38 protein-coding genes and 1 pseudogene are annotated in these 25,126 nt (G+C 41.1%); all 39 read left to right on the top strand.

The annotated features are described in order from the left end of the window. Entirely contained in the window at nt 1-981 is a 981-nt protein-coding gene (locus QZ565_RS00915; RefSeq protein WP_295524281.1) for an NAD(P)-dependent oxidoreductase, read from the top strand. Then, a complete protein-coding gene (locus QZ565_RS00910) occupies nt 956-1,771 on the top strand; it encodes an MBL fold metallo-hydrolase (protein ID WP_295524279.1) in 816 nt (271 codons plus the stop codon). Before QZ565_RS00915 ends, QZ565_RS00910 begins: the two co-directional genes overlap by 26 nt. Next, a complete protein-coding gene (locus QZ565_RS00905) occupies nt 1,749-3,011 on the top strand; it encodes a F390 synthetase-related protein (RefSeq protein WP_295524277.1) in 1,263 nt (420 codons plus the stop codon). The genes QZ565_RS00910 and QZ565_RS00905 overlap by 23 nt, the downstream gene beginning before the upstream one ends. A gap of 14 nt (nt 3,012-3,025) precedes the next feature. Next, nucleotides 3,026-3,970 carry a 3-oxoacyl-[acyl-carrier-protein] synthase III C-terminal domain-containing protein gene (locus tag QZ565_RS00900; protein WP_042751749.1) on the top strand — a complete coding sequence of 315 codons (945 nt, stop codon included), beginning with the start codon at nt 3,026-3,028 and terminating at the stop codon, nt 3,968-3,970. A 133-nt stretch (nt 3,971-4,103) separates the two neighbouring features. Beyond that, a complete protein-coding gene (gene cls, locus QZ565_RS00895; protein WP_295524274.1) occupies nt 4,104-5,636 on the top strand; it encodes a cardiolipin synthase in 1,533 nt (510 codons plus the stop codon). A gap of 254 nt (nt 5,637-5,890) precedes the next feature. After that, complete coding sequence (locus QZ565_RS00890) at nt 5,891-7,444, top strand: damage-inducible protein CinA (RefSeq protein ID WP_295524271.1); 1,554 nt, start codon at nt 5,891-5,893, stop codon at nt 7,442-7,444. Between the two features lie 119 nt (nt 7,445-7,563). Further along, nucleotides 7,564-9,771 carry an anaerobic ribonucleoside-triphosphate reductase gene (nrdD, locus tag QZ565_RS00885; RefSeq protein ID WP_295524269.1) on the top strand — a complete coding sequence of 736 codons (2,208 nt, stop codon included), beginning with the start codon at nt 7,564-7,566 and terminating at the stop codon, nt 9,769-9,771. Between the two features lie 11 nt (nt 9,772-9,782). After that, nucleotides 9,783-9,923, top strand: coding sequence for a hypothetical protein (locus QZ565_RS00880; protein ID WP_295524267.1), 141 nt, complete (start codon nt 9,783-9,785; stop codon nt 9,921-9,923). A gap of 43 nt (nt 9,924-9,966) precedes the next feature. Continuing rightward, the gene (locus QZ565_RS00875) at nt 9,967-10,473 is read left to right on the top strand and encodes a GNAT family N-acetyltransferase (RefSeq protein WP_295524265.1); all 507 of its coding nucleotides are present in this window, start codon (nt 9,967-9,969) and stop codon (nt 10,471-10,473) included. Further along, nucleotides 10,466-11,056, top strand: a complete 591-nt coding sequence (gene nrdG / locus QZ565_RS00870; RefSeq protein WP_295524264.1) for an anaerobic ribonucleoside-triphosphate reductase activating protein — start codon at nt 10,466-10,468, stop codon at nt 11,054-11,056. Before QZ565_RS00875 ends, nrdG begins: the two co-directional genes overlap by 8 nt. After that, entirely contained in the window at nt 11,053-11,670 is a 618-nt protein-coding gene (locus QZ565_RS00865) for a phosphoribulokinase (protein ID WP_295524262.1), read from the top strand. Before nrdG ends, QZ565_RS00865 begins: the two co-directional genes overlap by 4 nt. A 253-nt stretch (nt 11,671-11,923) precedes the next feature. Continuing rightward, nucleotides 11,924-12,232 (top strand): 30S ribosomal protein S10, encoded by a 309-nt coding sequence (gene rpsJ, locus QZ565_RS00860; RefSeq protein WP_001284513.1) that lies wholly within the window; start codon nt 11,924-11,926, stop codon nt 12,230-12,232. An 82-nt stretch (nt 12,233-12,314) separates the two neighbouring features. Beyond that, nucleotides 12,315-12,941, top strand: coding sequence for a 50S ribosomal protein L3 (gene rplC / locus QZ565_RS00855; protein WP_000160197.1), 627 nt, complete (start codon nt 12,315-12,317; stop codon nt 12,939-12,941). 24 nt (nt 12,942-12,965) lie between these two features. Then, complete coding sequence (gene rplD, locus QZ565_RS00850) at nt 12,966-13,589, top strand: 50S ribosomal protein L4 (protein WP_000024537.1); 624 nt, start codon at nt 12,966-12,968, stop codon at nt 13,587-13,589. Continuing rightward, nucleotides 13,589-13,885: a 50S ribosomal protein L23 gene (locus QZ565_RS00845; protein WP_001055347.1), complete on the top strand. Its 297-nt coding sequence runs from the start codon at nt 13,589-13,591 to the stop codon at nt 13,883-13,885. The genes rplD and QZ565_RS00845 overlap by 1 nt, the downstream gene beginning before the upstream one ends. Nucleotides 13,886-13,902: 17 nt before the next feature. Further along, a complete protein-coding gene (gene rplB / locus QZ565_RS00840; protein ID WP_000512911.1) occupies nt 13,903-14,736 on the top strand; it encodes a 50S ribosomal protein L2 in 834 nt (277 codons plus the stop codon). A gap of 103 nt (nt 14,737-14,839) precedes the next feature. Beyond that, complete coding sequence (rpsS, locus tag QZ565_RS00835; RefSeq protein WP_000533766.1) at nt 14,840-15,121, top strand: 30S ribosomal protein S19; 282 nt, start codon at nt 14,840-14,842, stop codon at nt 15,119-15,121. An 11-nt stretch (nt 15,122-15,132) separates the two neighbouring features. Further along, entirely contained in the window at nt 15,133-15,477 is a 345-nt protein-coding gene (gene rplV / locus QZ565_RS00830; RefSeq protein WP_000818137.1) for a 50S ribosomal protein L22, read from the top strand. A gap of 12 nt (nt 15,478-15,489) precedes the next feature. Beyond that, entirely contained in the window at nt 15,490-16,143 is a 654-nt protein-coding gene (gene rpsC, locus QZ565_RS00825) for a 30S ribosomal protein S3 (RefSeq protein ID WP_000529936.1), read from the top strand. 3 nt (nt 16,144-16,146) lie between these two features. Then, on the top strand, nt 16,147-16,560 hold the full coding sequence (gene rplP, locus QZ565_RS00820) for a 50S ribosomal protein L16 (protein WP_000960946.1): 414 nt from the start codon (nt 16,147-16,149) through the stop codon (nt 16,558-16,560). A 9-nt stretch (nt 16,561-16,569) separates the two neighbouring features. Further along, nucleotides 16,570-16,776 carry a 50S ribosomal protein L29 gene (gene rpmC / locus QZ565_RS00815; protein WP_000772918.1) on the top strand — a complete coding sequence of 69 codons (207 nt, stop codon included), beginning with the start codon at nt 16,570-16,572 and terminating at the stop codon, nt 16,774-16,776. A gap of 24 nt (nt 16,777-16,800) precedes the next feature. After that, a complete protein-coding gene (gene rpsQ / locus QZ565_RS00810; RefSeq protein ID WP_000440801.1) occupies nt 16,801-17,061 on the top strand; it encodes a 30S ribosomal protein S17 in 261 nt (86 codons plus the stop codon). 25 nt (nt 17,062-17,086) lie between these two features. Continuing rightward, nucleotides 17,087-17,455 (top strand): 50S ribosomal protein L14, encoded by a 369-nt coding sequence (gene rplN, locus QZ565_RS00805; RefSeq protein WP_000616545.1) that lies wholly within the window; start codon nt 17,087-17,089, stop codon nt 17,453-17,455. 77 nt (nt 17,456-17,532) lie between these two features. Next, nucleotides 17,533-17,838, top strand: coding sequence for a 50S ribosomal protein L24 (gene rplX, locus QZ565_RS00800; RefSeq protein WP_000497691.1), 306 nt, complete (start codon nt 17,533-17,535; stop codon nt 17,836-17,838). 23 nt (nt 17,839-17,861) lie between these two features. After that, entirely contained in the window at nt 17,862-18,404 is a 543-nt protein-coding gene (gene rplE / locus QZ565_RS00795; RefSeq protein WP_000013542.1) for a 50S ribosomal protein L5, read from the top strand. A gap of 17 nt (nt 18,405-18,421) precedes the next feature. Further along, nucleotides 18,422-18,607 (top strand): type Z 30S ribosomal protein S14, encoded by a 186-nt coding sequence (locus QZ565_RS00790; RefSeq protein WP_001085697.1) that lies wholly within the window; start codon nt 18,422-18,424, stop codon nt 18,605-18,607. Between the two features lie 180 nt (nt 18,608-18,787). Next, the gene (gene rpsH / locus QZ565_RS00785; protein ID WP_000245504.1) at nt 18,788-19,186 is read left to right on the top strand and encodes a 30S ribosomal protein S8; all 399 of its coding nucleotides are present in this window, start codon (nt 18,788-18,790) and stop codon (nt 19,184-19,186) included. 191 nt (nt 19,187-19,377) lie between these two features. After that, nucleotides 19,378-19,914 (top strand): 50S ribosomal protein L6, encoded by a 537-nt coding sequence (rplF, locus tag QZ565_RS00780; protein ID WP_033684406.1) that lies wholly within the window; start codon nt 19,378-19,380, stop codon nt 19,912-19,914. An 83-nt stretch (nt 19,915-19,997) separates the two neighbouring features. Continuing rightward, the gene (gene rplR / locus QZ565_RS00775) at nt 19,998-20,354 is read left to right on the top strand and encodes a 50S ribosomal protein L18 (protein ID WP_000624044.1); all 357 of its coding nucleotides are present in this window, start codon (nt 19,998-20,000) and stop codon (nt 20,352-20,354) included. A 17-nt stretch (nt 20,355-20,371) separates the two neighbouring features. Then, nucleotides 20,372-20,866, top strand: coding sequence for a 30S ribosomal protein S5 (gene rpsE / locus QZ565_RS00770; protein ID WP_000874202.1), 495 nt, complete (start codon nt 20,372-20,374; stop codon nt 20,864-20,866). Nucleotides 20,867-20,879: 13 nt separating this feature from the next. Next, on the top strand, nt 20,880-21,062 hold the full coding sequence (gene rpmD, locus QZ565_RS00765) for a 50S ribosomal protein L30 (protein WP_000057241.1): 183 nt from the start codon (nt 20,880-20,882) through the stop codon (nt 21,060-21,062). 144 nt (nt 21,063-21,206) lie between these two features. Continuing rightward, nucleotides 21,207-21,647, top strand: a complete 441-nt coding sequence (rplO, locus tag QZ565_RS00760; protein WP_000766087.1) for a 50S ribosomal protein L15 — start codon at nt 21,207-21,209, stop codon at nt 21,645-21,647. Nucleotides 21,648-21,659: 12 nt separating this feature from the next. Then, on the top strand, nt 21,660-22,970 hold the full coding sequence (gene secY, locus QZ565_RS00755; protein ID WP_261045763.1) for a preprotein translocase subunit SecY: 1,311 nt from the start codon (nt 21,660-21,662) through the stop codon (nt 22,968-22,970). Between the two features lie 149 nt (nt 22,971-23,119). Beyond that, complete coding sequence (locus QZ565_RS00750; protein ID WP_001050436.1) at nt 23,120-23,758, top strand: adenylate kinase; 639 nt, start codon at nt 23,120-23,122, stop codon at nt 23,756-23,758. A 116-nt stretch (nt 23,759-23,874) separates the two neighbouring features. Beyond that, on the top strand, nt 23,875-24,093 hold the full coding sequence (gene infA, locus QZ565_RS00745) for a translation initiation factor IF-1 (RefSeq protein WP_001029883.1): 219 nt from the start codon (nt 23,875-23,877) through the stop codon (nt 24,091-24,093). Nucleotides 24,094-24,117: 24 nt separating this feature from the next. Then, nucleotides 24,118-24,234 (top strand): 50S ribosomal protein L36, encoded by a 117-nt coding sequence (gene rpmJ / locus QZ565_RS00740; RefSeq protein WP_001808836.1) that lies wholly within the window; start codon nt 24,118-24,120, stop codon nt 24,232-24,234. A 17-nt stretch (nt 24,235-24,251) separates the two neighbouring features. After that, nucleotides 24,252-24,617: a 30S ribosomal protein S13 gene (gene rpsM, locus QZ565_RS00735; protein WP_000090781.1), complete on the top strand. Its 366-nt coding sequence runs from the start codon at nt 24,252-24,254 to the stop codon at nt 24,615-24,617. A 17-nt stretch (nt 24,618-24,634) separates the two neighbouring features. Continuing rightward, complete coding sequence (rpsK, locus tag QZ565_RS00730) at nt 24,635-25,018, top strand: 30S ribosomal protein S11 (RefSeq protein ID WP_001118385.1); 384 nt, start codon at nt 24,635-24,637, stop codon at nt 25,016-25,018. A 42-nt stretch (nt 25,019-25,060) separates the two neighbouring features. Continuing rightward, nucleotides 25,061-25,126 (top strand): annotated as a pseudogene (locus QZ565_RS00725) (DNA-directed RNA polymerase subunit alpha); the annotation flags it as partial.

Raw genomic sequence — 25,126 nt, 5'->3', positions numbered from 1 at the left:
ATGAAGAAAGTATTGGTAACAGGTGCTACGGGCTTTATAGGCAAGTATGTTGTTGAAGAGCTCAGTCAGCATGGCTATCAGGTACGCGCTTTTGGACGCAATCGCAAGGTGGGTCAGTCTTTGGAGAACTCCCTAGTAACTTTTTTTCAGGGAGATTTTACCAAGCAAGAGGACTTGGCTCGGGCTTGTCAGGGGATGGACATGGTTGTGCATGCGGGTGCTCTTTCTACTGTCTGGGGACCTTGGGAAGATTTCTACCAGACAAATGTCTTTGGGACCAAGTATGTTCTAGAAGCCTGTCGTGAAGTCGGTATCCAACGCTTGGTTTACGTATCCTCACCTAGCATCTATGCTGCTTCTAAAGACCAGTTCGCCATCAAAGAAAGCGATGCTCCGCAAGAAAACAAGCTTAACAACTATATCCGTAGTAAGCTGGCTTCGGAGCAACTCTTTAAAGACTATCCGGATGTACCTAGCATCATCTTACGCCCCCGTGGGCTTTTTGGGATTGGAGATACCAGTATTTTACCCCGAGTTCTCAAACTCAGTCAGAAGATTGGCATTCCCTTGATAGGGGACGGTCGTCAGCTCATGGATATGACCTGTGTGGAAAATGTCGCTCTGGCCATTCGTTTGGCACTAGAGGCCCCTCAAGCTAGTGGCGAAGTCTATAACATCACCAATGGAGAACCAAGGGAATTTAGGAGTCTGATAGAAGAAACCTTGAGAGGGCTAGGCTATCCGATAACATACCGAAAAGTGCCAGCTCCTCTTCTTTCAGCTATTGCCAGTAGTTTAGAGTTTATTTACAAGAACTTGCATCTCAAAGGAGAACCGGCTCTGACACGCTACACCTATTACTTGCTGAGGTATAGCCAGACGCTGGACATCAGCAAGGCGGAGCGAGACTTGGGCTATCGCCCTCAAATCAGTATTTCGGAAGGGATTGAACAGTATGTCAAAGATTATAGAAAGCATTGATTATTTCCCAGCAGGATATTGCACGAGTTATACAGGTTTGCTATTTAAGGGAATCAAGAATAAAAAGATGACCTTTCCAGCCGGGGTTTTTCTTATCAAACATAGGGAGAAGGGATACCTCCTCTATGATACGGGCTACCATTACGATATTAAGACTCAGATTCGTTATGGTTTCTATCGTTTGGGAACACCTGTTCAAATGACAGAGAAGGACCAGATTTCATATTTGCTGAAAGCTAAGGGAATTAAACCAGAAGAAATTAATTATATCATCCTATCTCACCTGCATCCAGATCATTTGGGAGGGGCTAGCTTCTTCCCTCATGCAACTTTTATCTTGACTCAGGAAGTGTATGATGTTTACAAGAAACCGACACTGAAAGACTTGATTTTCAAGGAATTTTTGCCAGCTTCATTTGAAAAAAATCTAACCATTATTAGAGCTGACCAGCAAGATTCAACCTTTCCCTATCGTCCGACTAGTGACCTTTTTGGAGATGGAAGTATCCTAGTAGCTTCTGTTGATGGGCATGCAAGGGGGCAAGCTTGTCTGTACCTTCCAGACTTTAATCTCCTCATCGCAGCAGATCTCTGTTGGGGAATTGACCTTTTGCCTTACACCAAGCAGATGCTCCCGATTCCTTCCTTGGTTCAGGACAATAAGGCAGACTATATCAAGGGGACAGAGTTTTTGGAGGAAGTCTTGAGAGATGGTATTGAAGTAGTTGTTAGCCATGACCCTGTAGAAAGGATAGAACGTATCATATATGAAAAAAGGAACCTTTCTTAAAACCTTTGTCCAAACTCGCTGGCTTCACAACTTCAAATCTCGAGAAGCTGTAGAGAACTATCAGAAAAAGCAATTAGCTAATTATATGAACTTTTTAAAGCGAGAGTCGCCCTACTTTAAAAATGGGGTTCCTAGCGACTTTGACCATATGGACAAGGCTTTTATGATGGAGCGTTTCAACGAGCTCAACACCCAAGGAGTAGATCGGGATGAAGCCTTGGCCTTGGCTATTGAAAGTGAAAAGACTCGTGATTTCACTGAACTCAAAGGCGATGTGGCAGTCGGACTGTCTTCAGGGACATCTGGACATCGGGGGCTTTTTATCACAACGGAGAAAGAGCGAAGTATGTGGGCAGCAGCTATCTTAGCTAAGATGTTACCCAAGGGCCAGCTTTTTGGACACCGAATCGCCTTTTTCCTGAGAGCTGATAATGAACTCTATCAGACCATCAATACGGCACTTATTCGTTTGGAGTATTTTGATATTTTTAAACCTACAGATGTCCATATCGAGCGGCTGAATACCTACCAGCCGACGATTGTTGTGGCACCAGCCTCTATGTTGATTGAATTGAGTAAGCGTCTCAAGGCTGGAGAGTTAGCTATTTATCCACAAAAAATCGTTTCGGTGGCAGAAATCTTGGAAGATAATGATAGGGAATTCATTGCAGAAGCCTTTTCTCTATCCATTATTGACCAAGTTTATCAGGCAACCGAAGGTTTCCTAGCTTGCACTTGCTCAGCTGGCAATCTGCATCTCAACGAAGACATTATACTTGTGGAAAAGCAGTATCTGGATGACCGCCGTTTTTATCCAGTGATTACGGACTTTAAACGAAGTAGTCAGCCTGTTTATCGCTACCAGCTTAATGATATCTTGGTTGAAAATCCGAAGACTTGTCCGTGTGGCTCCTGCTATACACGAATTGACAAGGTCGAAGGACGCTCTGACGACATCTTCTATTTCGATGGACTGGATGGGGGACAGGTGACCATCTATCCAGACTTTATCAGACGTTGCATCCTCTTTGTGGAGAATATAGGAGATTACCAAGTCAAACAATATTCTGAGAAGTTAGTGGAAGTTTGTCTAAACCAACGAGATGAGAGCATGGAGACAGCTATTTTAGTACAGTTTCAACTCCTGGCCCAGCAAAAGCAGTTTATAGTTCCCGAAATTCAATTTTCAGATTATCACTGGGATACTAGCCATAAACTCAAACGAATCCAACGTTTATGAAAGGATAAAAGACAATGACAGAAGTAAAAAGACATATAGAAATTGCAGGATATGGTGTTTGCCTTCCAAAGCATACCGTCCAATTCAAAGACCAGACGCGTTATCGTGTAGTTGAAAATGAAGAAACGCAGTTAGATTTAGCAGAGGTAGCAATTCAGAGAGCACTCGAATATGCAAACTTAGATATTAAAGATATCGATTGCCTTGTATCAGCTAGTGCAGTTGGTGTTCAGCCTATTCCTTGTACGGCTGCCTTGATTCATGAGCGCGTGGCAAAAGGACTCTCAATCCCAGCTATGGATATCAATACGACCTGTACTAGCTTTATTTCTGCTCTATCGACTATGTCCCACTTGATCGAGGCAGGCGAATACAATCGTGTCCTAATTGTGTCTAGTGAGGTTGGTAGTTTAGGGCTCAATCCTAAGCAAAAAGAAAGTTTTGAACTCTTTAGTGATGGGGCGGCAGCCTTTATTTTCCAAAAAAGCCATCAGGAAAAAGGGGTCATTGCTAGTCTCCAACGTACTTGGTCAGAAGGAGCACACGATACGGAGATTCGTGGAGGTCTGACTTCTTTTCAACCAAAAGAGTACTCTGAAGCGACTAAGACCAACTATATGTTTGATATGAAAGGTAAGAAAATTCTCCTCTTATCTGCTCGTAAAATTCCAGTCATGTTTGAAGAGTTTCAAGAAAAAACGCAGCTAGCATTGTCAGATGTGGACTATATTATTCCCCATCAAGCAAGTCGTGCCCTTCCTTTAGTTATGGAAAAACTAGGTGTTGCGGAGGAACAATATCTCAATCTTGTCACTGATTATGGAAATATGGTGTCAGTATCTGTACCGTTTGGCTTGGCTTATTCATTAGAACAAGGGCTTGTTAAGGAGGGAGATGTCATCTATCTTATGGGAACTGCAGCCGGTATGACGGTCAATATGTTGGCCCTCAAACTGTAATACGCATATGAGAGCATAATGGTTGAAACTTTAGCAAGAGTAAATTGTTGCCATCTAGCTATGAACTGATGTATACTAGTGGGAACATCTATTAACTAGGTGGTTAGGGGGAAGGTTAAAAGAAAGGGAATGTATGAAATATAGGAAATTTCAATTATTGATGTCCAAGTATGGTTTTAGTCTTTCGATTATGCTGCTTGAACTTTGTCTTGTTTTTGGTCTCTTTCTTTATTTAGGGCGGATGGCTCCTATTCTATGGGTCATTCTCTTAATTTTTATGAGTATGGCGACTATCGTAGCGATTGTCAATCGTTCCATGGCGCCCGAAAGCAAAGTGATGTGGTTAGTGGTAACTTTTGTTCCCGTTATTGGTCCTTTGCTCTATCTGATGTTTGGTGAAAGGCGATTGTCCAAAAAAGAAATCAAGCAGTTGGACAAACTTGGTTCCATGCATTTTCGGGAGGATAACAGTAAAGCTCTCCGCCAGAAATTGAAGGAAGAGGATAAGGCGGCTTATGGAGTTATCAAATCTTTGTTAAGTATGGATAGCAATGCCGATGTCTATGATCGAACAGATTCACAATTCTTTTCTTCGGGTGAAAGCATGTGGCAACACATGTTGGAAGACCTCAAGAAAGCTGAAAAGTTTATCTTTCTAGAGTACTATATTGTCGAAGAAGGTCTGATGTGGAATAGCATACTAGATATACTAGAGCAAAAGGCAGCTCAGGGTGTAGAGATCAAGATGCTCTATGACGATATCGGCTGTATGGCGACTTTACCTGGAGATTATACCATTCAGCTTCGTAGTCGAGGAATTGAAGCCCATAAATTTAACAAGGTGATTCCTCGTTTGACGGTGGCTTACAACAATCGGGACCATCGTAAAATCCTTGTCATAGATGGTCAGGTAGCCTATACAGGAGGCATTAACTTAGCCGATGAGTACATCAATCATGTAGAACGCTTTGGCTACTGGAAGGACAGTGGGATTCGCATAGATGGCCCTGGTGTCAAGGCTCTAACCCGTCTCTTTTTGATGACTTGGTACATCAATCGTGGGGAAATCAGTGATTTTGACCAGTATCACTTGGAAAACCAGCCTCGTTCTAGCCAAGGGCTCTGTATTCCCTATGGTAGTGGTCCCAAGCCCATCTTCAGTACTCAGGTAGGGAAAAAAGTCTATCAAAGTTTGATTAATCAGGCTACTGACTCAGTCTATATCACAACACCCTATTTGATTATTGACTATGATTTAACTGAGAGTATTAAAAACGCGGCCATGAGGGGTGTTGATGTCCGCATTGTAACACCTTTCATTCCGGATAAAAAATTAATCCAACTCATCACGAGAGGGGCCTATCCGGATTTGTTGTCAGCGGGAGTAAGGATTTTTGAGTATAGCCCAGGTTTTATCCACAGTAAACAAATCCTGGTGGATAAGGACTTTGCTGCAGTTGGGACTATTAACTTAGATTATAGAAGTTTGCTTCACCACTATGAAAATGCAGTCTTGCTATATAAAACAGAATCAATCGCTGAGATTCAAAAAGATTTTCAAGAGATTTTTTCGGTATCGCAAGAAATTTTCCCTCATACGATTAAAAATAGCTGGTATCAGAAATTGATTAAGGAAATTGCCCAGTTATTCGCCCCTATCTTATAAGAAATCTAGGACTGAGGACACAAACCAGTCCTATTTTTCTTGCCTTTTACGAATAAGAAGATGTAGGAGGAAAGATGCTGACTCAGAAAGAATTAAACTATATCACGACATTTAAACAGACACATTTACACCGATTTCGGGAAATTGAAACCTTTGTGAAACTATGTAAAAAATCGCTCAAACAGCCATCGCAAGCTGACAATTCTAGGTCTTTTTGATATACTAAGACAGATAAATTGAATAGGAGAAACGATATGGCTGTATATGGCAGAATCGAAGAAGTATCCGAAACGATACAGAGGAATGAAATTGAAAATAGACTGGATAGGAAGCTTGAATCTCATGTAGAAAAAGAAGAACAGGTAGCTTTTCCGTTTTTTAGACTCATCATTGGAAGTACGATTGCAACGGTTTTTTCTGTGGTGATACCTTTACTTTTAGATATGGTAAGTCCTTCTCAGGCTCAGGATTTGTATATAGGGTGGGCTTTACATCAGGGAGGACAGCTCTACAGTAGCTATTATGCTGGTCAAGGTCTTCTTTATTACTTACTACTTTACATCACTCAGGGAGGCATTCTTTTTGCCTTGGTGGAATGGTTAGCCCTCTTAGGAGGAGGTTATTTCCTCTTTTCTTCAACTGACTATCTGACGGGACAGAGGGAGCAAGCCAAACAACTCCTAACCATATTTTATATTTTGGTATCCGGTCTTGGTTTTGGCGGAGGCTACGCTACTATCTTAGCTCTACCGTTCTTATTTGCAGGCTTTTCTTTAGTAGCACGCTATCTATCAAATCCTAATCATGACAAGGGATTTCTACGTCTGGGGATTTTCTTGGCCCTATCATTTTTCATAGAGCCTCTTACAAGTCTTCTTTTTACTGCAGTAGTAACAATTGGTTTATTTGTCTTTAATGTTGGACATGGTCGCCTTGCTCATGGGGTTTATCAGTTTTTTGCAGCAGCACTTGGCTTTTCTTTCATCTTTTACCCAGTAGGATACTATGTTCTTGCTTCAGGTGGTTTTGGAGAAGCTATAGGAAGTCTTTTATATCCGATTGATTCCCTTCAGATTTTTACCAATCCTCAACTAATAGATCATCTTTTATTCTATGGTTTGTTGACCTTTGGCTTAGGTGCTCTCGTTCTTGTTTTTCTGGGCTTATTCCAATCAAAGGCATCGAGATTATATGTTATTTCAGTACCAGCTAGTTTTGTTTTCTTATTTGCACTAGTCTTGATTATTTTTTCTCAAGAACCTCTTCACGGTTCACATTTGATTCTCATCCTTCCATTTTTACTCCTTCTTTTGATGACCAGTATTCGTGGGAAACATTCAGCTAGAGGAGCTCGTCGTCGAAGAAGGGAAGAAGTTCCTACTTTATGGAAAAAATTTATGAAGGGGAATCTCTACTTACCAATCCTCGTTGTGGTTTACCTGATTGCAATTCCATTTGTAGCTCGTTTTGTCTTGCATCCAGCTTCGTATGGAGAACAACATCAAGTAGTAGATAGAGTCAAACAAGAGACAAGTGAGGGAGACCAAATCTATATCTGGGATTTACATGTTCAGATGTATAAGGAAAGTCAGCGTTTGGCTGGATCCATGTTCCCATCACCTCTTCTTTACACGAATACAGAAGAAAATAAAACTACCTTGATTCATGACTTGAAAGAAAAACAACCCAAGGTGATTGTGGTGAATGATAAGGTAGCAGTATGGTCTGAAGTGGAAACAATTTTGAAAGAAAATTACCAACCAGTAAAGACTGATTACTCAGAATTCAAAGTCTATAAAATTAAATAACTAAATCAATATCTTGTGTATTTTTAAAAATTCTCTGATTTTTAACACAAGATATTGATTTTTCTTTTTAGAGTGGTATAATACTTTTTAGATATCCTATTTTAGAAAAGAGCATGCATATGATTGCACTAGAAGAAAAAATTACAACCCTACCAACCCTCTTTGTTGAAAAACGAGATGGGAGACGTGTTGTATTTGATGTGGACAAGATTGACAAGGCTCTCCACAAGGCGGCTGACAAGGTTATGGATGTGACACCCTTGGTTGAAAAGCGCCTAAATGCTCTGACCGAGCGAATTGTCACAGAAATTCATAGTCGATTTCCACAGGGAGTTAAGATTTATGAAATCCAAAATATCGTAGAACACGAACTCCTTGAAGCCAAAGAATATGCATTGGCTGAGGAGTATATTACTTATCGTACACAGAGAGATTTTGAGCGCTCAAAAGCGACAGATATTAACTTTAGTATCCATAAGCTGCTCAATAAAGATCAAGCAGTTGTCAATGAAAATGCCAATAAAGACAGCGATGTCTTTAATACCCAGCGTGATTTGACAGCAGGGATTGTTGGGAAGTCAATCGGGCTGCAAATGCTTCCCAAGCACGTAGCCAATGCCCACCAAAAGGGGGATATCCACTATCATGACTTGGACTATAGTCCCTATACCCCTATGACAAACTGCTGTTTGATTGATTTTAAAGGCATGTTGGAAAATGGTTTTAAGATTGGAAATGCGGAGGTAGAGAGTCCCAAGTCTATCCAGACTGCGACAGCTCAGATTTCCCAAATCATTGCCAACGTTGCTTCTAGCCAGTATGGAGGCTGTTCAGCTGACCGTATTGATGAAGTCTTGGCTCCTTATGCAGAAAAAAATTACCAAAAACACCTCAAAGATGCAGAGGAATGGGTACTGCCTGACAAGCGCGAAGAATATGCCTGGAAGAAAACCCAAAAAGACATCTATGATGCCATGCAATCTCTAGAGTATGAGATTAATACCCTCTTTACATCAAATGGGCAAACACCCTTTACTTCCCTTGGTTTCGGTCTAGGAACCAATCGTTTTGAACGAGAAATTCAAAAGGCAATTTTAAACATTCGTATCAAGGGGCTTGGTTCAGAACACCGTACAGCTATCTTCCCTAAACTCATCTTTACTCTTAAAAGAGGTCTTAACTTAGAGGAAGGTTCGCCTAACTACGATATCAAGCAGTTGGCTCTTGAGTGTGCAACTAAGCGCATGTATCCAGATGTTTTATCTTATGATAAGATTATTGAGTTGACAGGTTCTTTCAAGGTTCCGATGGGATGTCGTTCATTCCTTCAAGGATGGAAGGATGAAAATGGAGTTGAAGTTAATTCAGGTCGTATGAATCTAGGTGTGGTAACGGTCAATCTTCCTCGTATTGCCCTTGAATCTGAAGGCGACATGAATAAGTTCTGGGAAATCTTCAATGAGCGCATGAATATCGCGGAAGATGCCTTAGTTTACCGTGTGGAAAGAACCAAGGAAGCAACTCCAGCTAATGCCCCAATTCTTTATCAATACGGAGCTTTTGGCCGTCGTCTTGGTAAGGAAGAAAGTGTTGACGAGCTCTTTAAGAATCGCCGTGCTACTGTTTCGCTTGGCTATATTGGACTTTATGAAGTAGCGACAGTATTCTTTGGTAACAATTGGGAAACCAATCCAGAAGCTAAAGAATTCACCCTTGATATCATTCGAGACATGAAACATCGAGTAGAAGAGTGGTCAGACCAATATGGCTATCACTTCTCTATCTATTCAACGCCATCTGAAAGTTTGACAGACCGCTTCTGTCGCCTGGATACAGAGAAATTCGGTTCTATTCCAGACATTACTGATAAAGAATACTACACAAATTCCTTCCATTATGATGTGCGTAAAAATCCAACACCGTTTGAAAAGTTAGACTTTGAGAAGGTTTATCCAGAAGCGGGTGCGTCAGGTGGCTTTATCCACTACTGTGAGTACCCAGTTCTTCAACAAAATCCAAAGGCCTTGGAAGCTGTTTGGGACTATGCTTATGACCGTGTAGGTTATCTAGGAACCAATACTCCGATTGATCGTTGCTACAAGTGTGATTTCGAAGGAGACTTTGATCCAACTGAGAGAGGATTTGCGTGTCCTAACTGTGGCAATAGTGATCCAAAAACAGTAGACGTTGTTAAACGGACCTGTGGCTATCTTGGAAATCCTCAAGCGAGACCGATGGTCAACGGCCGTCATAAGGAAATCGCTGCGCGTGTCAAACATATGAATGGCTCAACGATTAAAATAGCTGGACATCAAGTAACAAATTAGAAAGAAATGAAATGGGAAAATATCAATTAGACGATAAGGGGCGTGCACAAGTGACCCGTTATCACGAGAAACACTCTAAAGGTGGAGCTGGTAAAAAAGAACGCTTGCTCAACCTCAGAGAACAACTTTTAAACAAGAATAAGAAAAAATAAAAGTGAGAGTTAGCTCTCGCTTTTCTCTTAGTGGGAGGTAAGGATGGAACTACGCAGACCAAGATTAGCAGATAAGACAGCTGTTATAGACATGATGGAGGAATTTGAAAAGAGCCAATCAGCCCATGATGGAGGCTTCTGGGATCCAAAGAATTTTTCCTATGAAGATTGGTTAGAAAGTAATCAGAATCAGGAAATGGGGATTAATCTGTCTGAAGGATGGGTTCCTGCAATTCAGTTAGTAGCTTTTTCCGGGAAAGGTCAAGCACTTGGATTTCTTAACCTCCGATTGCGTCTCAATAACTTCCTACTAGAAAAAGGTGGCCACATTGGCTACTCCATCCGACCGTCTGAAAGAGGCAAAGGTTATGCTAAAGAAACTCTCCGACAAGGTTTACAACTGGCTAAGGCAAAGAACATTAAGAAAGCTCTTGTGACCTGTAGCGTGAATAATTCTGCTAGCAGAGCAGTCATTCTAGCAAATGGAGGGATTCTTGAAGATGTTCGTAATGGAGTCGAGCGTTATTGGATAGAGGTAGCGAATGAATAATCCAAAACCACAAGAATGGAAAAGCGAGGAACTCAGTCAAGGTCGTATCATTGATTACAAGGCCTTTAACTTTGTAGATGGAGAAGGCGTGCGTAACTCTCTCTATGTATCAGGTTGCATGTTTCACTGCGAGGGATGTTATAATGTTGCGACTTGGTCTTTTAATGCTGGCATTCCCTATACGGCAGAGCTAGAAGAACAGATCATGGCAGATCTTGCTCAGCCCTATGTTCAAGGCTTGACTTTGTTGGGGGGAGAACCTTTTCTCAATACGGGTATTCTCTTGCCACTCGTTAAACGCATCCGAAAGGAATTGCCAGAAAAAGACATCTGGTCCTGGACGGGTTACACTTGGGAAGAAATGATGATGGAGACACCAGATAAACTGGAACTCTTATCACTGATTGATATCCTGGTCGATGGACGGTATGATCGAACTAAAAGAAATCTTATGCTTCAGTTTCGAGGTTCGTCCAATCAACGAATTATCGATGTGCAAAAATCCCTCAAAAGTGGGAAAGTAGTGATTTGGGACAAACTCAATGACGGAAAAGAAAGCTATGAACAGGTGAAGAGAGAGTGAAGAAAAACGACGTAATGGACCAACTAGTCTCAGAGATCGAGACGGGGAAAATCAGGACACTGGGAATATACGGTCATGGAGCTTCAGGTAAATCAACCTTTGCACAGGAATTGTACCAAGCCTTAGATTCTACTACAGTAAATTTGCTAGAAACAGATCCCTATATTACCTCAGACCGTCATCTGGTAGTACCAAAGCAAGCGCCAAATCAAAAGATGACAGCTTGTCTGCCGGTGGCACATGAATTGGCAAGTTTGCAGAGAGATATCTTAGCCTTGCAGAGGGGTATGGATATCTTAACAATTGAAGAACCTTGGAAAGCTAGTGAGGTCTTGTCTGGAGCAAAACCGATTTTGGTTGTCGAAGGGATGTCTGTTGGCTTTTTACCCAAAGAACTCTTTGACAAAACCATCTGTTTCTACACGGATGAGGAGACCGAATTAAAGTGGCGTCTAGCTCGAGATACGTCTGTTAGAAATCGGGATGCATCCTTTATATTGGCTAGCCATCAGATGAGACGGGAGCAATATCTACACTACTATAAAGGGACCGAATCCAAGGCGGATATCTTAGTGAAACAATCAGAAGATAAATTTGAGGTCAAGAGAACTTGAATTATATAGAAGAAAATCCCTAATTTTAGAAAGAAAAAATAGGAAAACAGTTTCATTGTAAAAAAACGAAAAAACAGCAACAAATCCCTTGCAATCGCAGGGGCTTTGTGTTATTCTATTATGGTGCTGTAAATTACAGCCTTAGCTTTGATGCAAGAGGTTGCGACACGCTCGGTTGCATTGCCACGCAACACCGCGTCGGTTTTCTTGTGGAGCTAGCCTATTATCTTAAATAGACGAAAAGGAGAAAAAGATGGCAAACAAAAAAATCCGTATCCGTTTGAAAGCTTACGAACACCGTACGCTTGACACAGCGGCTGCAAAAATCGTAGAATCAGCTACTCGTACAGGTGCACAAGTTGCGGGTCCAATCCCACTTCCAACTGAACGTAGCCTCTACACAATCATTCGTGCGACTCACAAATACAAAGACTCTCGCGAACAATTTGAAATGCGTACACACAAACGTTTGATCGATATCGTTAACCCAACTCAAAAAACAGTTGATGCCTTGATGAAATTGGATCTTCCAAGTGGTGTAAACGTAGAAATCAAACTTTAATCTAAAGCTTGATACCTTGAGCATAAAAAACGCTCGTTAAAAACTTTTTGAATAAAAAATATAGAAAAGGAACTATTTTCTCATGACAAAAGGAATCTTAGGGAAAAAAGTGGGAATGACTCAAATCTTCACTGAAGCTGGCGAATTGATCCCTGTAACAGTTATTGAAGCAACTCCAAACGTTGTTCTTCAAGTTAAAACTGTTGAAACAGACGGATACAACGCTATCCAAGTTGGTTTCGATGACAAACGCGAAGTATTGAGCAACAAACCTGCTAAAGGACATGTAGCGAAAGCTAACACGGCTCCTAAGCGCTTCATTCGTGAATTCAAAAACGTTGAAGGCTTGGAAGTTGGTGCTGAAATCACAGTTGAAACATTCGCAGCTGGAGACGTTGTTGACGTAACTGGTACTTCTAAAGGTAAAGGTTTCCAAGGTGTTATCAAACGCCACGGACAATCACGTGGACCAATGGCTCACGGTTCTCGTTACCACCGTCGTCCAGGTTCTATGGGACCTGTTGCACCTAACCGTGTATTCAAAGGTAAAAACCTTGCAGGACGTATGGGTGGCGACCGTGTAACAATTCAAAACCTTGAAGTTGTACAAGTTGTTCCAGAAAAGAACGTTATCCTTATCAAAGGTAACGTACCAGGTGCTAAGAAATCTCTTATCACTATCAAATCAGCAGTTAAAGCTGGTAAATAATAAAGAAAGGGGAAATCAGTCACAATGGCAAACGTAACATTATTTGACCAAACTGGTAAAGAAGCTGGCCAAGTTGTTCTTAACGATGCAGTATTTGGTATCGAACCAAATGAATCAGTTGTGTTTGATGTGATCATCAGCCAACGCGCAAGCCTTCGTCAAGGAACACACGCTGTTAAAAACCGCTCTGCAGTATCAGGTGGTGGACGCAAACCATGGCGTCAAAAAGGAACTGGACGTGCTCGTCAAGGTTCTATCCGCTCACCACAATGGCGTGGTGGTGGTGTTGTCTTCGGACCAACTCCACGTTCATACGGCTACAAACTTCCACAAAAAGTTCGTCGCCTAGCTCTTAAATCAGTTTACTCTGAAAAAGTTGCTGAAAACAAATTCGTAGCTGTAGACGCTCTTTCATTTACAGCTCCAAAAACTGCTGAATTTGCAAAAGTTCTTGCAGCATTGAGCATCGATTCTAAAGTTCTTGTTATCCTTGAAGAAGGAAATGAATTCGCAGCTCTTTCAGCTCGTAACCTTCCAAACGTGAAAGTTGCAACTGCTACAACTGCAAGTGTTCTTGACATCGCAAATAGCGACAAACTTCTTGTCACACAAGCAGCTATCTCTAAAATCGAGGAGGTTCTTGCATAATGAATTTGTATGATGTTATCAAAAAACCTGTAATCACTGAAAGCTCAATGGCTCAACTTGAAGCAGGGAAATATGTATTTGAAGTTGACACTCGTGCACACAAACTTTTGATTAAGCAAGCTGTTGAAGCTGCTTTCGAAGGTGTTAAAGTTGCCAACGTTAACACAATCAACGTAAAACCTAAAGCTAAACGTGTTGGACGTTACACTGGTTTTACTAACAAAACTAAAAAAGCTATCATCACACTTACAGCTGATTCAAAAGCAATCGAGTTGTTTGCTGCTGAAGCTGAATAATCTAAGGAGGAAATATCGTGGGAATTCGTGTTTATAAACCAACAACAAACGGTCGCCGTAATATGACTTCTTTGGATTTCGCTGAAATCACAACAAGCACTCCTGAAAAATCATTGCTTGTTGCATTGAAGAGCAAGGCTGGTCGTAACAACAACGGTCGTATCACTGTTCGTCACCAAGGTGGTGGACACAAACGTTTCTACCGTTTGGTTGACTTCAAACGTAATAAAGACAACGTTGAAGCAGTTGTTAAAACTATCGAGTACGATCCAAACCGTTCTGCAAACATCGCTCTTGTACACTACACTGACGGTGTGAAAGCATACATCATCGCTCCAAAAGGTCTTGAAGTAGGTCAACGTATCGTTTCAGGTCCAGAAGCAGATATCAAAGTCGGAAACGCTCTTCCACTTGCTAACATCCCAGTTGGTACTTTGATCCACAACATCGAGTTGAAACCAGGTCGTGGTGGTGAATTGGTACGTGCTGCTGGAGCATCTGCTCAAGTATTGGGTTCTGAAGGTAAATACGTACTTGTTCGTCTTCAATCAGGTGAAGTTCGTATGATTCTTGGAACTTGCCGTGCTACAGTTGGTGTGGTCGGAAACGAACAACATGGACTTGTAAACCTTGGTAAAGCAGGACGTAGCCGTTGGAAAGGTATCCGCCCAACAGTTCGTGGTTCTGTAATGAACCCTAACGATCACCCACACGGTGGTGGTGAAGGTAAAGCACCAGTTGGTCGTAAAGCGCCATCTACTCCATGGGGCAAACCTGCTCTTGGTCTTAAAACTCGTAACAAGAAAGCGAAATCTGACAAACTTATCGTTCGTCGTCGCAACGAGAAATAATATTAAACTAGTCGCTTAAGCAACTAGTAAATCCGCCAGCTCGGTAGCGCTCCATGTGAGCGCAAGCCGCTGTGGTACAACATTTAAAGGAGAAAATATAAAAATGGGACGCAGTCTTAAAAAAGGACCTTTCGTCGATGAGCATTTGATGAAAAAAGTTGAAGCTCAAGCTAACGACGAAAAGAAAAAAGTTATTAAAACTTGGTCACGTCGTTCAACGATCTTCCCAAGTTTCATTGGTTACACTATTGCAGTTTATGACGGACGTAAACACGTACCTGTTTACATTCAAGAAGACATGGTAGGTCACAAACTTGGTGAATTTGCACCAACTCGTACTTACAAAGGTCACGCTGCAGACGACAAGAAAACACGTAGAAAATAAGGAGAACATAAATGGCAGAAATTACTTCAGCTAAAGCAATGGCTCGTACAGTACGTGTTTCACCTCGTAAATCACGTCTTGTTCTTGATAACATCCGTGGTAAAAGCGTAGCCGATGCAATCGCAATCTTGACATTCACTCCAAACAAAGCTGCTGAAATCATCTTGAAAGTTTTGAACTCAGCTGTAGCTAACGCTGAAAACAACTTTGGTTTGGATAAAGCTAACTTGGTAGTATCTGAAGCATTCGCAAACGAAGGACCAACTATGAAACGTTTCCGTCCACGTGCGAAAGGTTCAGCTTCACCAATCAACAAACGTACAGCTCACATCACTGTAGCTGTTGCAGAAAAATAAGGAGGTAAAATCGTGGGTCAAAAAGTACATCCAATTGGTATGCGTGTCGGCATCATCCGTGATTGGGATGCCAAATGGTATGCTGAAAAAGAATACGCGGATTACCTTCATGAAGATCTTGCAATCCGTAAATTCGTTCAAAAAGAACTTGCTGACGCAGCAGTTTCAACTATCGAAATCGAACGCGCAGTAAACAAAGTTAACGTTTCACTTCACACTGCTAAACCAGGTATGGTTATCGGTAAAGGTGGTGCTAACGTTGATGCACTTCGTGCAAAACTTAACAAATTGACTGGAAAACAAGTACACATCAACATCATCGAAATCAAACAACCTGATTTGGATGCTCACCTTGTAGGTGAAGGAATTGCTCGTCAATTGGAGCAACGTGTTGCTTTCCGTCGTGCACAAAAACAAGCAATCCAACGTGCAATGCGTGCTGGAGCTAAAGGAATCAAAACTCAAGTATCAGGTCGTTTGAACGGTGCAGATATCGCCCGTGCTGAAGGATACTCTGAAGGAACTGTTCCACTTCACACACTTCGTGCAGATATCGATTACGCTTGGGAAGAAGCAGATACTACATACGGTAAACTTGGTGTTAAAGTATGGATCTACCGTGGTGAAGTTCTTCCAGCTCGCAAAAACACTAAAGGAGGTAAATAACCAATGTTAGTACCTAAACGTGTTAAACACCGTCGTGAATTCCGTGGAAAAATGCGCGGTGAAGCAAAAGGTGGAAAAGAAGTAGCATTCGGTGAATACGGTCTTCAAGCTACAACTAGCCACTGGATCACTAACCGCCAAATCGAAGCTGCTCGTATCGCCATGACTCGTTACATGAAACGTGGTGGTAAAGTTTGGATTAAAATCTTCCCACACAAATCATACACTGCTAAAGCTATCGGTGTGCGTATGGGATCTGGTAAAGGGGCACCTGAAGGTTGGGTAGCACCAGTTAAACGTGGTAAAGTGATGTTCGAAATCGCTGGTGTATCTGAAGAGATTGCACGCGAAGCGCTTCGTCTTGCTAGCCACAAATTGCCAGTTAAATGTAAATTCGTAAAACGTGAAGCAGAATAAGGAGAAGGCATGAAACTTAATGAAGTAAAAGAATTTGTTAAAGAACTTCGTGGTCTTTCTCAAGAAGAACTCGCGAAGCGCGAAAACGAATTGAAAAAAGAATTGTTTGAACTTCGTTTCCAAGCTGCTACTGGTCAATTGGAACAAACAGCTCGCTTGAAAGAAGTTAAAAAACAAATCGCTCGTATCAAAACAGTTCAATCTGAAGCGAAATAATAGACTAGGGAAGGAGAAATTTCAATGGAACGCAATAATCGTAAAGTTCTTGTTGGACGTGTTGTATCTGACAAAATGGACAAGACAATCACAGTTGTAGTTGAAACAAAACGTAACCACCCAGTCTATGGTAAACGTATTAACTACTCTAAAAAATACAAAGCTCATGATGAAAACAATGTTGCCAAAGAAGGCGATATCGTACGTATCATGGAAACTCGTCCGCTTTCAGCTACAAAACGTTTCCGTCTTGTAGAAGTTGTTGAAGAAGCGGTCATCATCTAATCAAACCTGAAAGGAGAAAACTGAAATGATTCAAACAGAAACTCGTTTGAAAGTCGCAGACAACAGCGGTGCTCGCGAAATCTTGACTATCAAAGTTCTTGGTGGTTCAGGACGTAAATTTGCAAACATCGGTGATGTTATCGTGGCATCTGTAAAACAAGCTACTCCTGGTGGTGCGGTTAAAAAAGGTGACGTTGTTAAAGCAGTTATCGTTCGTACTAAATCAGGTGCTCGTCGTGCTGATGGTTCATACATCAAATTTGACGAAAACGCAGCAGTTATCATCCGTGAAGACAAAACTCCTCGCGGAACACGTATCTTTGGCCCGGTTGCACGTGAATTGCGTGAAGGTGGCTTCATGAAGATCGTGTCACTTGCTCCAGAAGTACTTTAATTTTTAGAAACAAACTAGTCCCCTAGCTTTAAGCTAGGGTGCCCTTATGGGCGTAAGAAAAATCAAGGAGAAACCTAATGTTTGTAAAAAAAGGCGACAAAGTTCGCGTAATCGCTGGTAAAGATAAGGGAACAGAAGCTGTTGTCCTTACTGCCCTTCCAAAAGTAAACAAAGTTATCGTTGAAGGTGTTAACATCGTTAAGAAACACCAACGTCCAACTAACGAACTTCCTCAAGGTGGTATCATCGAGAAAGAAGCAGCTATCCACGTATCAAACGTTCAAGTATTGGACAAAAATGGTGTAGCTGGTCGTGTTGGTTACAAATTTGTAGACGGTAAAAAAGTTCGCTACAACAAAAAATCAGGCGAAGTGCTTGATTAATCACGAAGGAAAGGAGAAGTATAATGGCAAATCGTTTAAAAGAAAAATATCTTAATGAAGTAGTTCCTGCTTTGACAGAACAATTCAACTACTCATCAGTGATGGCTGTGCCTAAAGTAGATAAGATCGTTTTGAACATGGGTGTTGGTGAAGCTGTATCAAACGCTAAAAGTCTTGAAAAAGCTGCTGAAGAATTAGCACTTATCTCAGGTCAAAAACCACTTATCACTAAAGCTAAAAAATCAATCGCCGGCTTCCGTCTTCGTGAAGGTGTTGCGATCGGTGCAAAAGTTACCCTTCGTGGTGAACGTATGTACGAATTCTTGGATAAATTGGTTTCAGTTTCACTTCCACGTGTACGTGACTTCCACGGTGTTCCAACAAAATCATTTGATGGACGCGGAAACTACACACTTGGTGTGAAAGAACAATTGATCTTCCCAGAAATCAACTTTGATGACGTTGACAAAACTCGTGGTCTTGACATCGTTATCGTAACAACTGCTAACACTGACGAAGAGTCACGTGCATTGCTTACAGGCCTTGGAATGCCTTTTGCAAAATAATATAGGAGGTAAATCTAATGGCTAAAAAATCAATGATTGCTAAGAACAAACGTCCAGCGAAGTTCTCTACTCAAGCTTATACTCGTTGTGAAAAATGTGGTCGCCCACATTCAGTTTACCGCAAATTTAAACTTTGCCGTGTTTGCTTCCGTGAATTAGCTTACAAAGGACAAATTCCTGGTGTAACAAAAGCATCTTGGTAATTCTAGCTTTCAATCCCGTTGTGATTCGTCGTTATCTGCTTTTGCCTAACTCAAGTTATGCCTGCAAGCAGATGCCTAGACTCACTTAGGACTTGAAACCTAGAAACATATTCTGAGCCTAGCTCAATCATTAACTAGCAAGTGCAACTTGCAAACTACTAGTAAGAGGAGAAAAATAAAATGGTTATGACTGACCCAATCGCAGACTTCCTAACTCGTATTCGTAACGCTAACCAAGCGAAACACGAAGTACTTGAAGTACCTGCATCAAACATCAAAAAAGGGATTGCTGAAATCCTTAAACGCGAAGGTTTTGTAAAAAACGTTGAAATCATCGAAGATGACAAACAAGGCATCATCCGTGTATTCCTTAAATACGGACCAAACGGTGAAAAAGTTATCACTAACTTGAAACGTGTTTCTAAACCAGGACTTCGTGTCTACAAAAAACGTGAAGACCTTCCAAAAGTTCTTAACGGACTTGGAATTGCTATCCTTTCAACTTCTGAAGGTTTGCTTACTGATAAAGAAGCACGCCAAAAGAATGTTGGTGGAGAAGTTATCGCTTACGTTTGGTAAAATCAAGATACAAAGCTCGTAAAGAACAAAGCAAAATTAGGAAGTTGGAGAAGTTTGTTTACAAACAAGCCAACTTATCTATTTTGCACAGTTCTTAGAGCGTGTTCAATTTAGCTATTGAACTCAATAAGTATCTTAACCCCGTGAAAACTGGCCGTTCTGGCCTGACAATTTAACAGGAGAAAATAAACATGTCACGTATTGGTAATAAAGTTATCGTGTTGCCTGCTGGTGTTGAACTCACTAACAATGACAACGTTGTAACTGTAAAAGGACCTAAAGGAGAACTTACTCGTGAGTTCTCAAAAGATATTGAAATCCGTGTGGAAGGTACTGAAGTAACTCTTCACCGTCCAAACGATTCAAAAGAAATGAAAACTATCCACGGAACTACTCGTGCCCTTTTGAACAACATGGTTGTTGGTGTATCAGAAGGATTCAAGAAAGAACTTGAAATGCGTGGGGTTGGTTACCGTGCACAACTTCAAGGAACTAAACTTGTTTTGGCTGTTGGTAAATCTCATCCAGACGAAGTTGAAGCTCCAGAAGGAATTACTTTTGAACTTCCAAACCCAACAACAATCGTTGTTAGCGGAATTTCAAAAGAAGTGGTTGGTCAAACAGCTGCTTACGTACGTAGCCTTCGTTCACCAGAACCATATAAAGGTAAAGGTATCCGTTACGTTGGTGAATTCGTTCGCCGTAAAGAAGGTAAAACAGGTAAATAATGTTGAGTGGTTGATCATCAACCACCAACCTATTTTCCAACTTTGTGCATAGCACACGATTTAAAACTAAAGAGGTGAAAACTGTGATTTCAAAACCAGATAAAAACAAACTCCGCCAAAAACGCCACCGTCGCGTTCGCGGAAAACTCTCTGGAACTGCTGATCGCCCACGTTTGAACGTATTCCGTTCTAATACAGGCATCTACGCTCAAGTGATTGATGACGTAGCGGGTGTAACGCTCGCAAGTGCTTCAACTCTTGACAAAGAAGTTTCAAAAGGAACTAAAACTGAACAAGCCGTTGCTGTCGGTAAACTCGTTGCAGAACGTGCAAACGCTAAAGGTATTTCAGAAGTGGTGTTCGACCGCGGTGGATATCTATATCACGGACGTGTGAAAGCTTTGGCTGATGCAGCTCGTGAAAACGGATTGAAATTCTAATAGGAGGACACTAGAAAATGGCATTTAAAGACAATGCAGTTGAATTAGAAGAACGCGTAGTTGCTGTCAACCGTGTTACAAAAGTTGTTAAAGGTGGACGTCGTCTTCGTTTCGCAGCTCTTGTTGTTGTTGGTGACCACAACGGTCGCGTAGGATTTGGTACTGGTAAAGCTCAAGAAGTTCCAGAAGCAATCCGTAAAGCAGTAGACGATGCTAAGAAAAACTTGATCGAAGTTCCTATGGTTGGAACAACAATCCCACACGAAGTTCTTTCAGAATTCGGTGGAGCTAAAGTATTGTTGAAACCTGCTGTAGAAGGTTCTGGAGTTGCCGCTGGTGGTGCAGTTCGTGCCGTTGTGGAATTGGCAGGTGTGGCAGATATTACATCTAAATCACTTGGTTCTAACACTCCAATCAACATTGTTCGTGCAACTGTTGAAGGTTTGAAACAATTGAAACGCGCTGAAGAAGTTGCTGCCCTTCGTGGTATTTCAGTTTCTGATTTGGCATAAGAAAGGGGATAAAATGGCTCAAATTAAAATTACTTTGACTAAGTCTCCAATCGGACGCATTCCATCACAACGTAAAACTGTTGTAGCACTTGGACTTGGCAAATTGAACAGCTCTGTTATTAAAGAAGACAACGCTGCTATCCGTGGTATGATCACAGCAGTATCTCACTTGGTAACAGTTGAAGAAGTAAACTAATGAATTTTTAGGGGATGTGCACTATACCATCCCCTAAAACTAGATATAGTCATCTATGATGACGTCGTATAGGCGAGTTGATGGGGGAGACAACCTTTTCTCCCTTATCGGCGCTAGCATTTTACAAAAGAGGAGAAAATAAAAATGAAACTTCATGAATTGAAACCTGCAGAAGGTTCTCGTAAAGTACGTAACCGCGTTGGTCGTGGTACTTCATCAGGTAACGGTAAAACATCTGGTCGTGGTCAAAAAGGTCAAAAAGCTCGTAGCGGTGGCGGAGTTCGCCTTGGTTTTGAAGGTGGACAAACTCCATTGTTCCGTCGTCTTCCAAAACGTGGATTCACTAACATCAACGCTAAAGAATACGCAATTGTGAACCTTGACCAATTGAACGTCTTTGAAGATGGTGCTGAAGTTACTCCAGTTGTTCTTATCGAAGCAGGAATTGTTAAAGCTGAAAAATCAGGTATTAAAATTCTTGGTAACGGTGAGTTGACTAAGAAATTGACTGTGAAAGCAGCTAAATTCTCTAAATCAGCTGAAGAAGCTATCACTGCTAAAGGTGGTTCAGTAGAAGTCATCTAAGAGAGGTGACCTATGTTTTTTAGATTATTAAGAGAAGCTCTTAAAGTCAAGCAGGTTCGATCAAAAATTTTATTTACAATTTTTATCGTTTTGGTCTTTCGTATCGGAACAAGTATTACAGTTCCTGGTGTGAATGCCAATAGCTTGAATGCTTTAAGTGGATTATCCTTCTTAAACATGTTGAGCTTAGTGTCAGGGAATGCCATGAAAAACTTCTCAGTTTTTGCTCTTGGAGTTAGTCCCTACATTACGGCCTCTATCGTTGTCCAACTCTTGCAAATGGATATTTTACCCAAGTTTGTAGAGTGGGGTAAACAAGGGGAAGTAGGTCGAAGAAAATTAAATCAAGCTACTCGTTATATTGCTCTTGTTCTAGCTTTTGTGCAATCTATCGGGATTACAGCTGGTTTTAATACTTTGGCTGGAGCTCAATTGTTGAAAACAGCTCTTACTCCACAAGTCTTTATCATGATTGGTATCATCTTAACAGCTGGTAGTATGATTGTGACTTGGTTGGGAGAGCAAATTACAGATAAGGGATACGGAAATGGTGTTTCTATGATTATCTTTGCCGGGATTGTTGCCTCAATTCCAGAGATGATTCAGGGCATCTATGTGGACTACTTTGTGAACGTCCCAAGTAGCCGTATCAACTCATCTATCATTTTCGTAATCATTTTGATTATTACTGTATTGTTGATTATTTACTTTACAACTTATGTTCAACAAGCAGAATACAAAATTCCAATCCAATATACGAAGGTTGCACAAGGTGCTCCATCTAGCTCTTATCTTCCTTTGAAGGTAAACCCTGCTGGAGTTATCCCTGTTATCTTTGCAAGTTCGATTACTGCAGCGCCTGCGGCTATTCTTCAGTTTTTGAGCGCTACAGGTCATGATTGGGCTTGGGTAAGAACAGCACAAGAAATGCTGGCAACAACTTCACCAACTGGTATTGCCATGTATGCTTTATTGATTATTCTCTTTACATTCTTCTATACGTTTGTACAGATTAATCCTGAAAAAGCGGCAGAAAACTTACAAAAGAGCGGTGCTTATATCCATGGAGTTCGTCCTGGTAAAGGTACAGAAGAATATATGTCTAAACTTCTTCGTCGTCTTGCAACTGTTGGTTCTCTCTTCCTTGGTGTGATTTCGATTTTACCGATCGTAGCAAAAGATGTTTTCGGACTTTCAGAGGCAGTTGCTTTTGGAGGGACTAGTCTTTTGATCATTATCTCTACAGGTATTGAAGGAATCAAACAATTGGAAGGCTACCTATTGAAACGTAAGTATGTTGGTTTCATGGACAGAACAGAATAAAAGTAATTACTGAATCAGTAATTACTGAGGGAGTGGAGGTTTAACTCTAACATTTGTGAGAGTTTGGTCTCCCCTCTTCTATTTTGTTTTTAAATAGGGGTGAAAAGACTTTTTGCTTCTATTTAAAAATAAAATAAGGAGATCAAATCATGAATCTTTTGATTATGGGCTTACCTGGTGCAGGTAAGGGAACTCAAGCAGCAAAAATCGTAGAACAATTCCATGTTGCACATATCTCAACAGGTGATATGTTCCGTGCTGCTATGGCAAATCAAACTGAAATGGGTGTTCTTGCTAAGTCATATATTGACAAGGGTGAATTAGTTCCTGATGAAGTTACAAATGGAATCGTAAAAGAACGTCTTTCACAAGATGATATTAAAGAAACAGGATTCTTATTGGATGGTTACCCACGTACAATCGAACAAGCTCATGCCTTGGACAAAACATTGGCTGAACTTGGCATCGAACTAGAAGGTGTTATCAACATCGAAGTGAATCCAGACAGCCTCTTGGAACGTTTGAGTGGTCGTATCATCCACCGCGTAACTGGAGAAACTTTCCACAAGGTCTTTAACCCACCAGTTGACTATAAAGAAGAAGATTACTACCAACGTGAAGATGATAAGCCTGAGACAGTAAAACGTCGTTTGGACGTTAATATTGCTCAAGGGGAACCAATCATTGCTCACTACCGTGCCAAAGGTTTGGTTCATGACATCGAAGGTAATCAAGATATCAATGATGTCTTCTCAGATATCGAAAAAGTATTGACAAATTTGAAATAAAGCGTTTTTCACACTTGCAAAAATCCGCTACAAATGTTATACTGAGATAGTCTGACTTATAATTGTTGTCTCTGTGTCTAGAGGCATCGAATCGAAATTTATGGAGGTGCTTTTGCGTGGCAAAAGACGATGTGATTGAAGTTGAAGGCAAAGTAGTTGATACAATGCCGAATGCAATGTTTACGGTTGAACTTGAAAATGGACATCAGATTTTAGCAACAGTTTCTGGTAAAATTCGTAAAAACTATATTCGTATTTTAGCGGGAGATCGTGTTACTGTCGAAATGAGTCCATATGACTTGACACGTGGACGTATCACTTACCGCTTTAAATAATCGAAAAACTTGGAGGGATAAGAAATGAAAGTAAGACCATCGGTCAAACCAATTTGCGAATACTGTAAAGTTATTCGTCGTAATGGTCGTGTTATGGTAATTTGCCCAGCAAATCCAAAACACAAACAACGTCAAGGATAAGATAGAAAGGAGAAAACATGGCTCGTATTGCTGGAGTTGACATTCCAAATGACAAACGCGTAGTAATCTCATTGACTTATGTTTATGGTATCGGACTTGCAACATCTAAGAAAATTTTAGCTGCTGCTGGAATCTCAGAAGATGTTCGTGTACGTGATCTTACATCAGATCAAGAAGATGCTATCCGTCGTGAAGTGGATGCAATCAAAGTTGAAGGTGACCTTCGTCGTGAAGTAAACTTGAACATCAAACGTTTGATGGAAATCGGTTCATACCGTGGTATCCGTCACCGTCGTGGACTTCCTGTCCGTGGACAAAACACTAAAAACAACGCTCGCACTCGTAAAGGTAAAGCTGTTGCGATTGCTGGTAAGAAAAAATAATATAGGAGGTAAAAGTCTTGGCTAAACCAACACGTAAACGTCGTGTGAAAAAGAATATCGAATCTGGTATTGCTCATATTCACGCTACATTTAATAACACTATTGTTATGATTACTGATGTGCATGGTAATGCAATTGCTTGGTCATCAGCTGGTGCTCTTGGTTTCAAAGGTTCTCGTAAATCTACACCATTCGCTGCTCAAATGGCTTCTGAAGCTGCTGCTAAATCTGCACAAGAACACGGTCTTAAATCAGTTGAAGTTACTGTAAAAGGTCCAGGTTCTGGTCGTGAGTCAGCTATTCGTGCGCTTGCTGCCGCTGGTCTTGAAGTAACAGCAATTCGTGATGTGACTCCAGTGCCACACAATGGTGCTCGTCCTCCAAAACGTCGCCGTGTATAATCATCGCATTACACTGCTTTTCGTTTAAGAGGGAGTAACTAAATGATCGAGTTTGAAAAACCAAATATAACAAAAATTGATGAAAATAAAGATTATGGCAAGTTTGTA

Source organism: uncultured Streptococcus sp. (assembly GCF_915066115.1).
GTDB lineage: Bacteria > Bacillota > Bacilli > Lactobacillales > Streptococcaceae > Streptococcus.
Note: the sequence above shows the minus strand (reverse complement) of the source record. Positions and strands in the feature narration are given on the sequence as shown.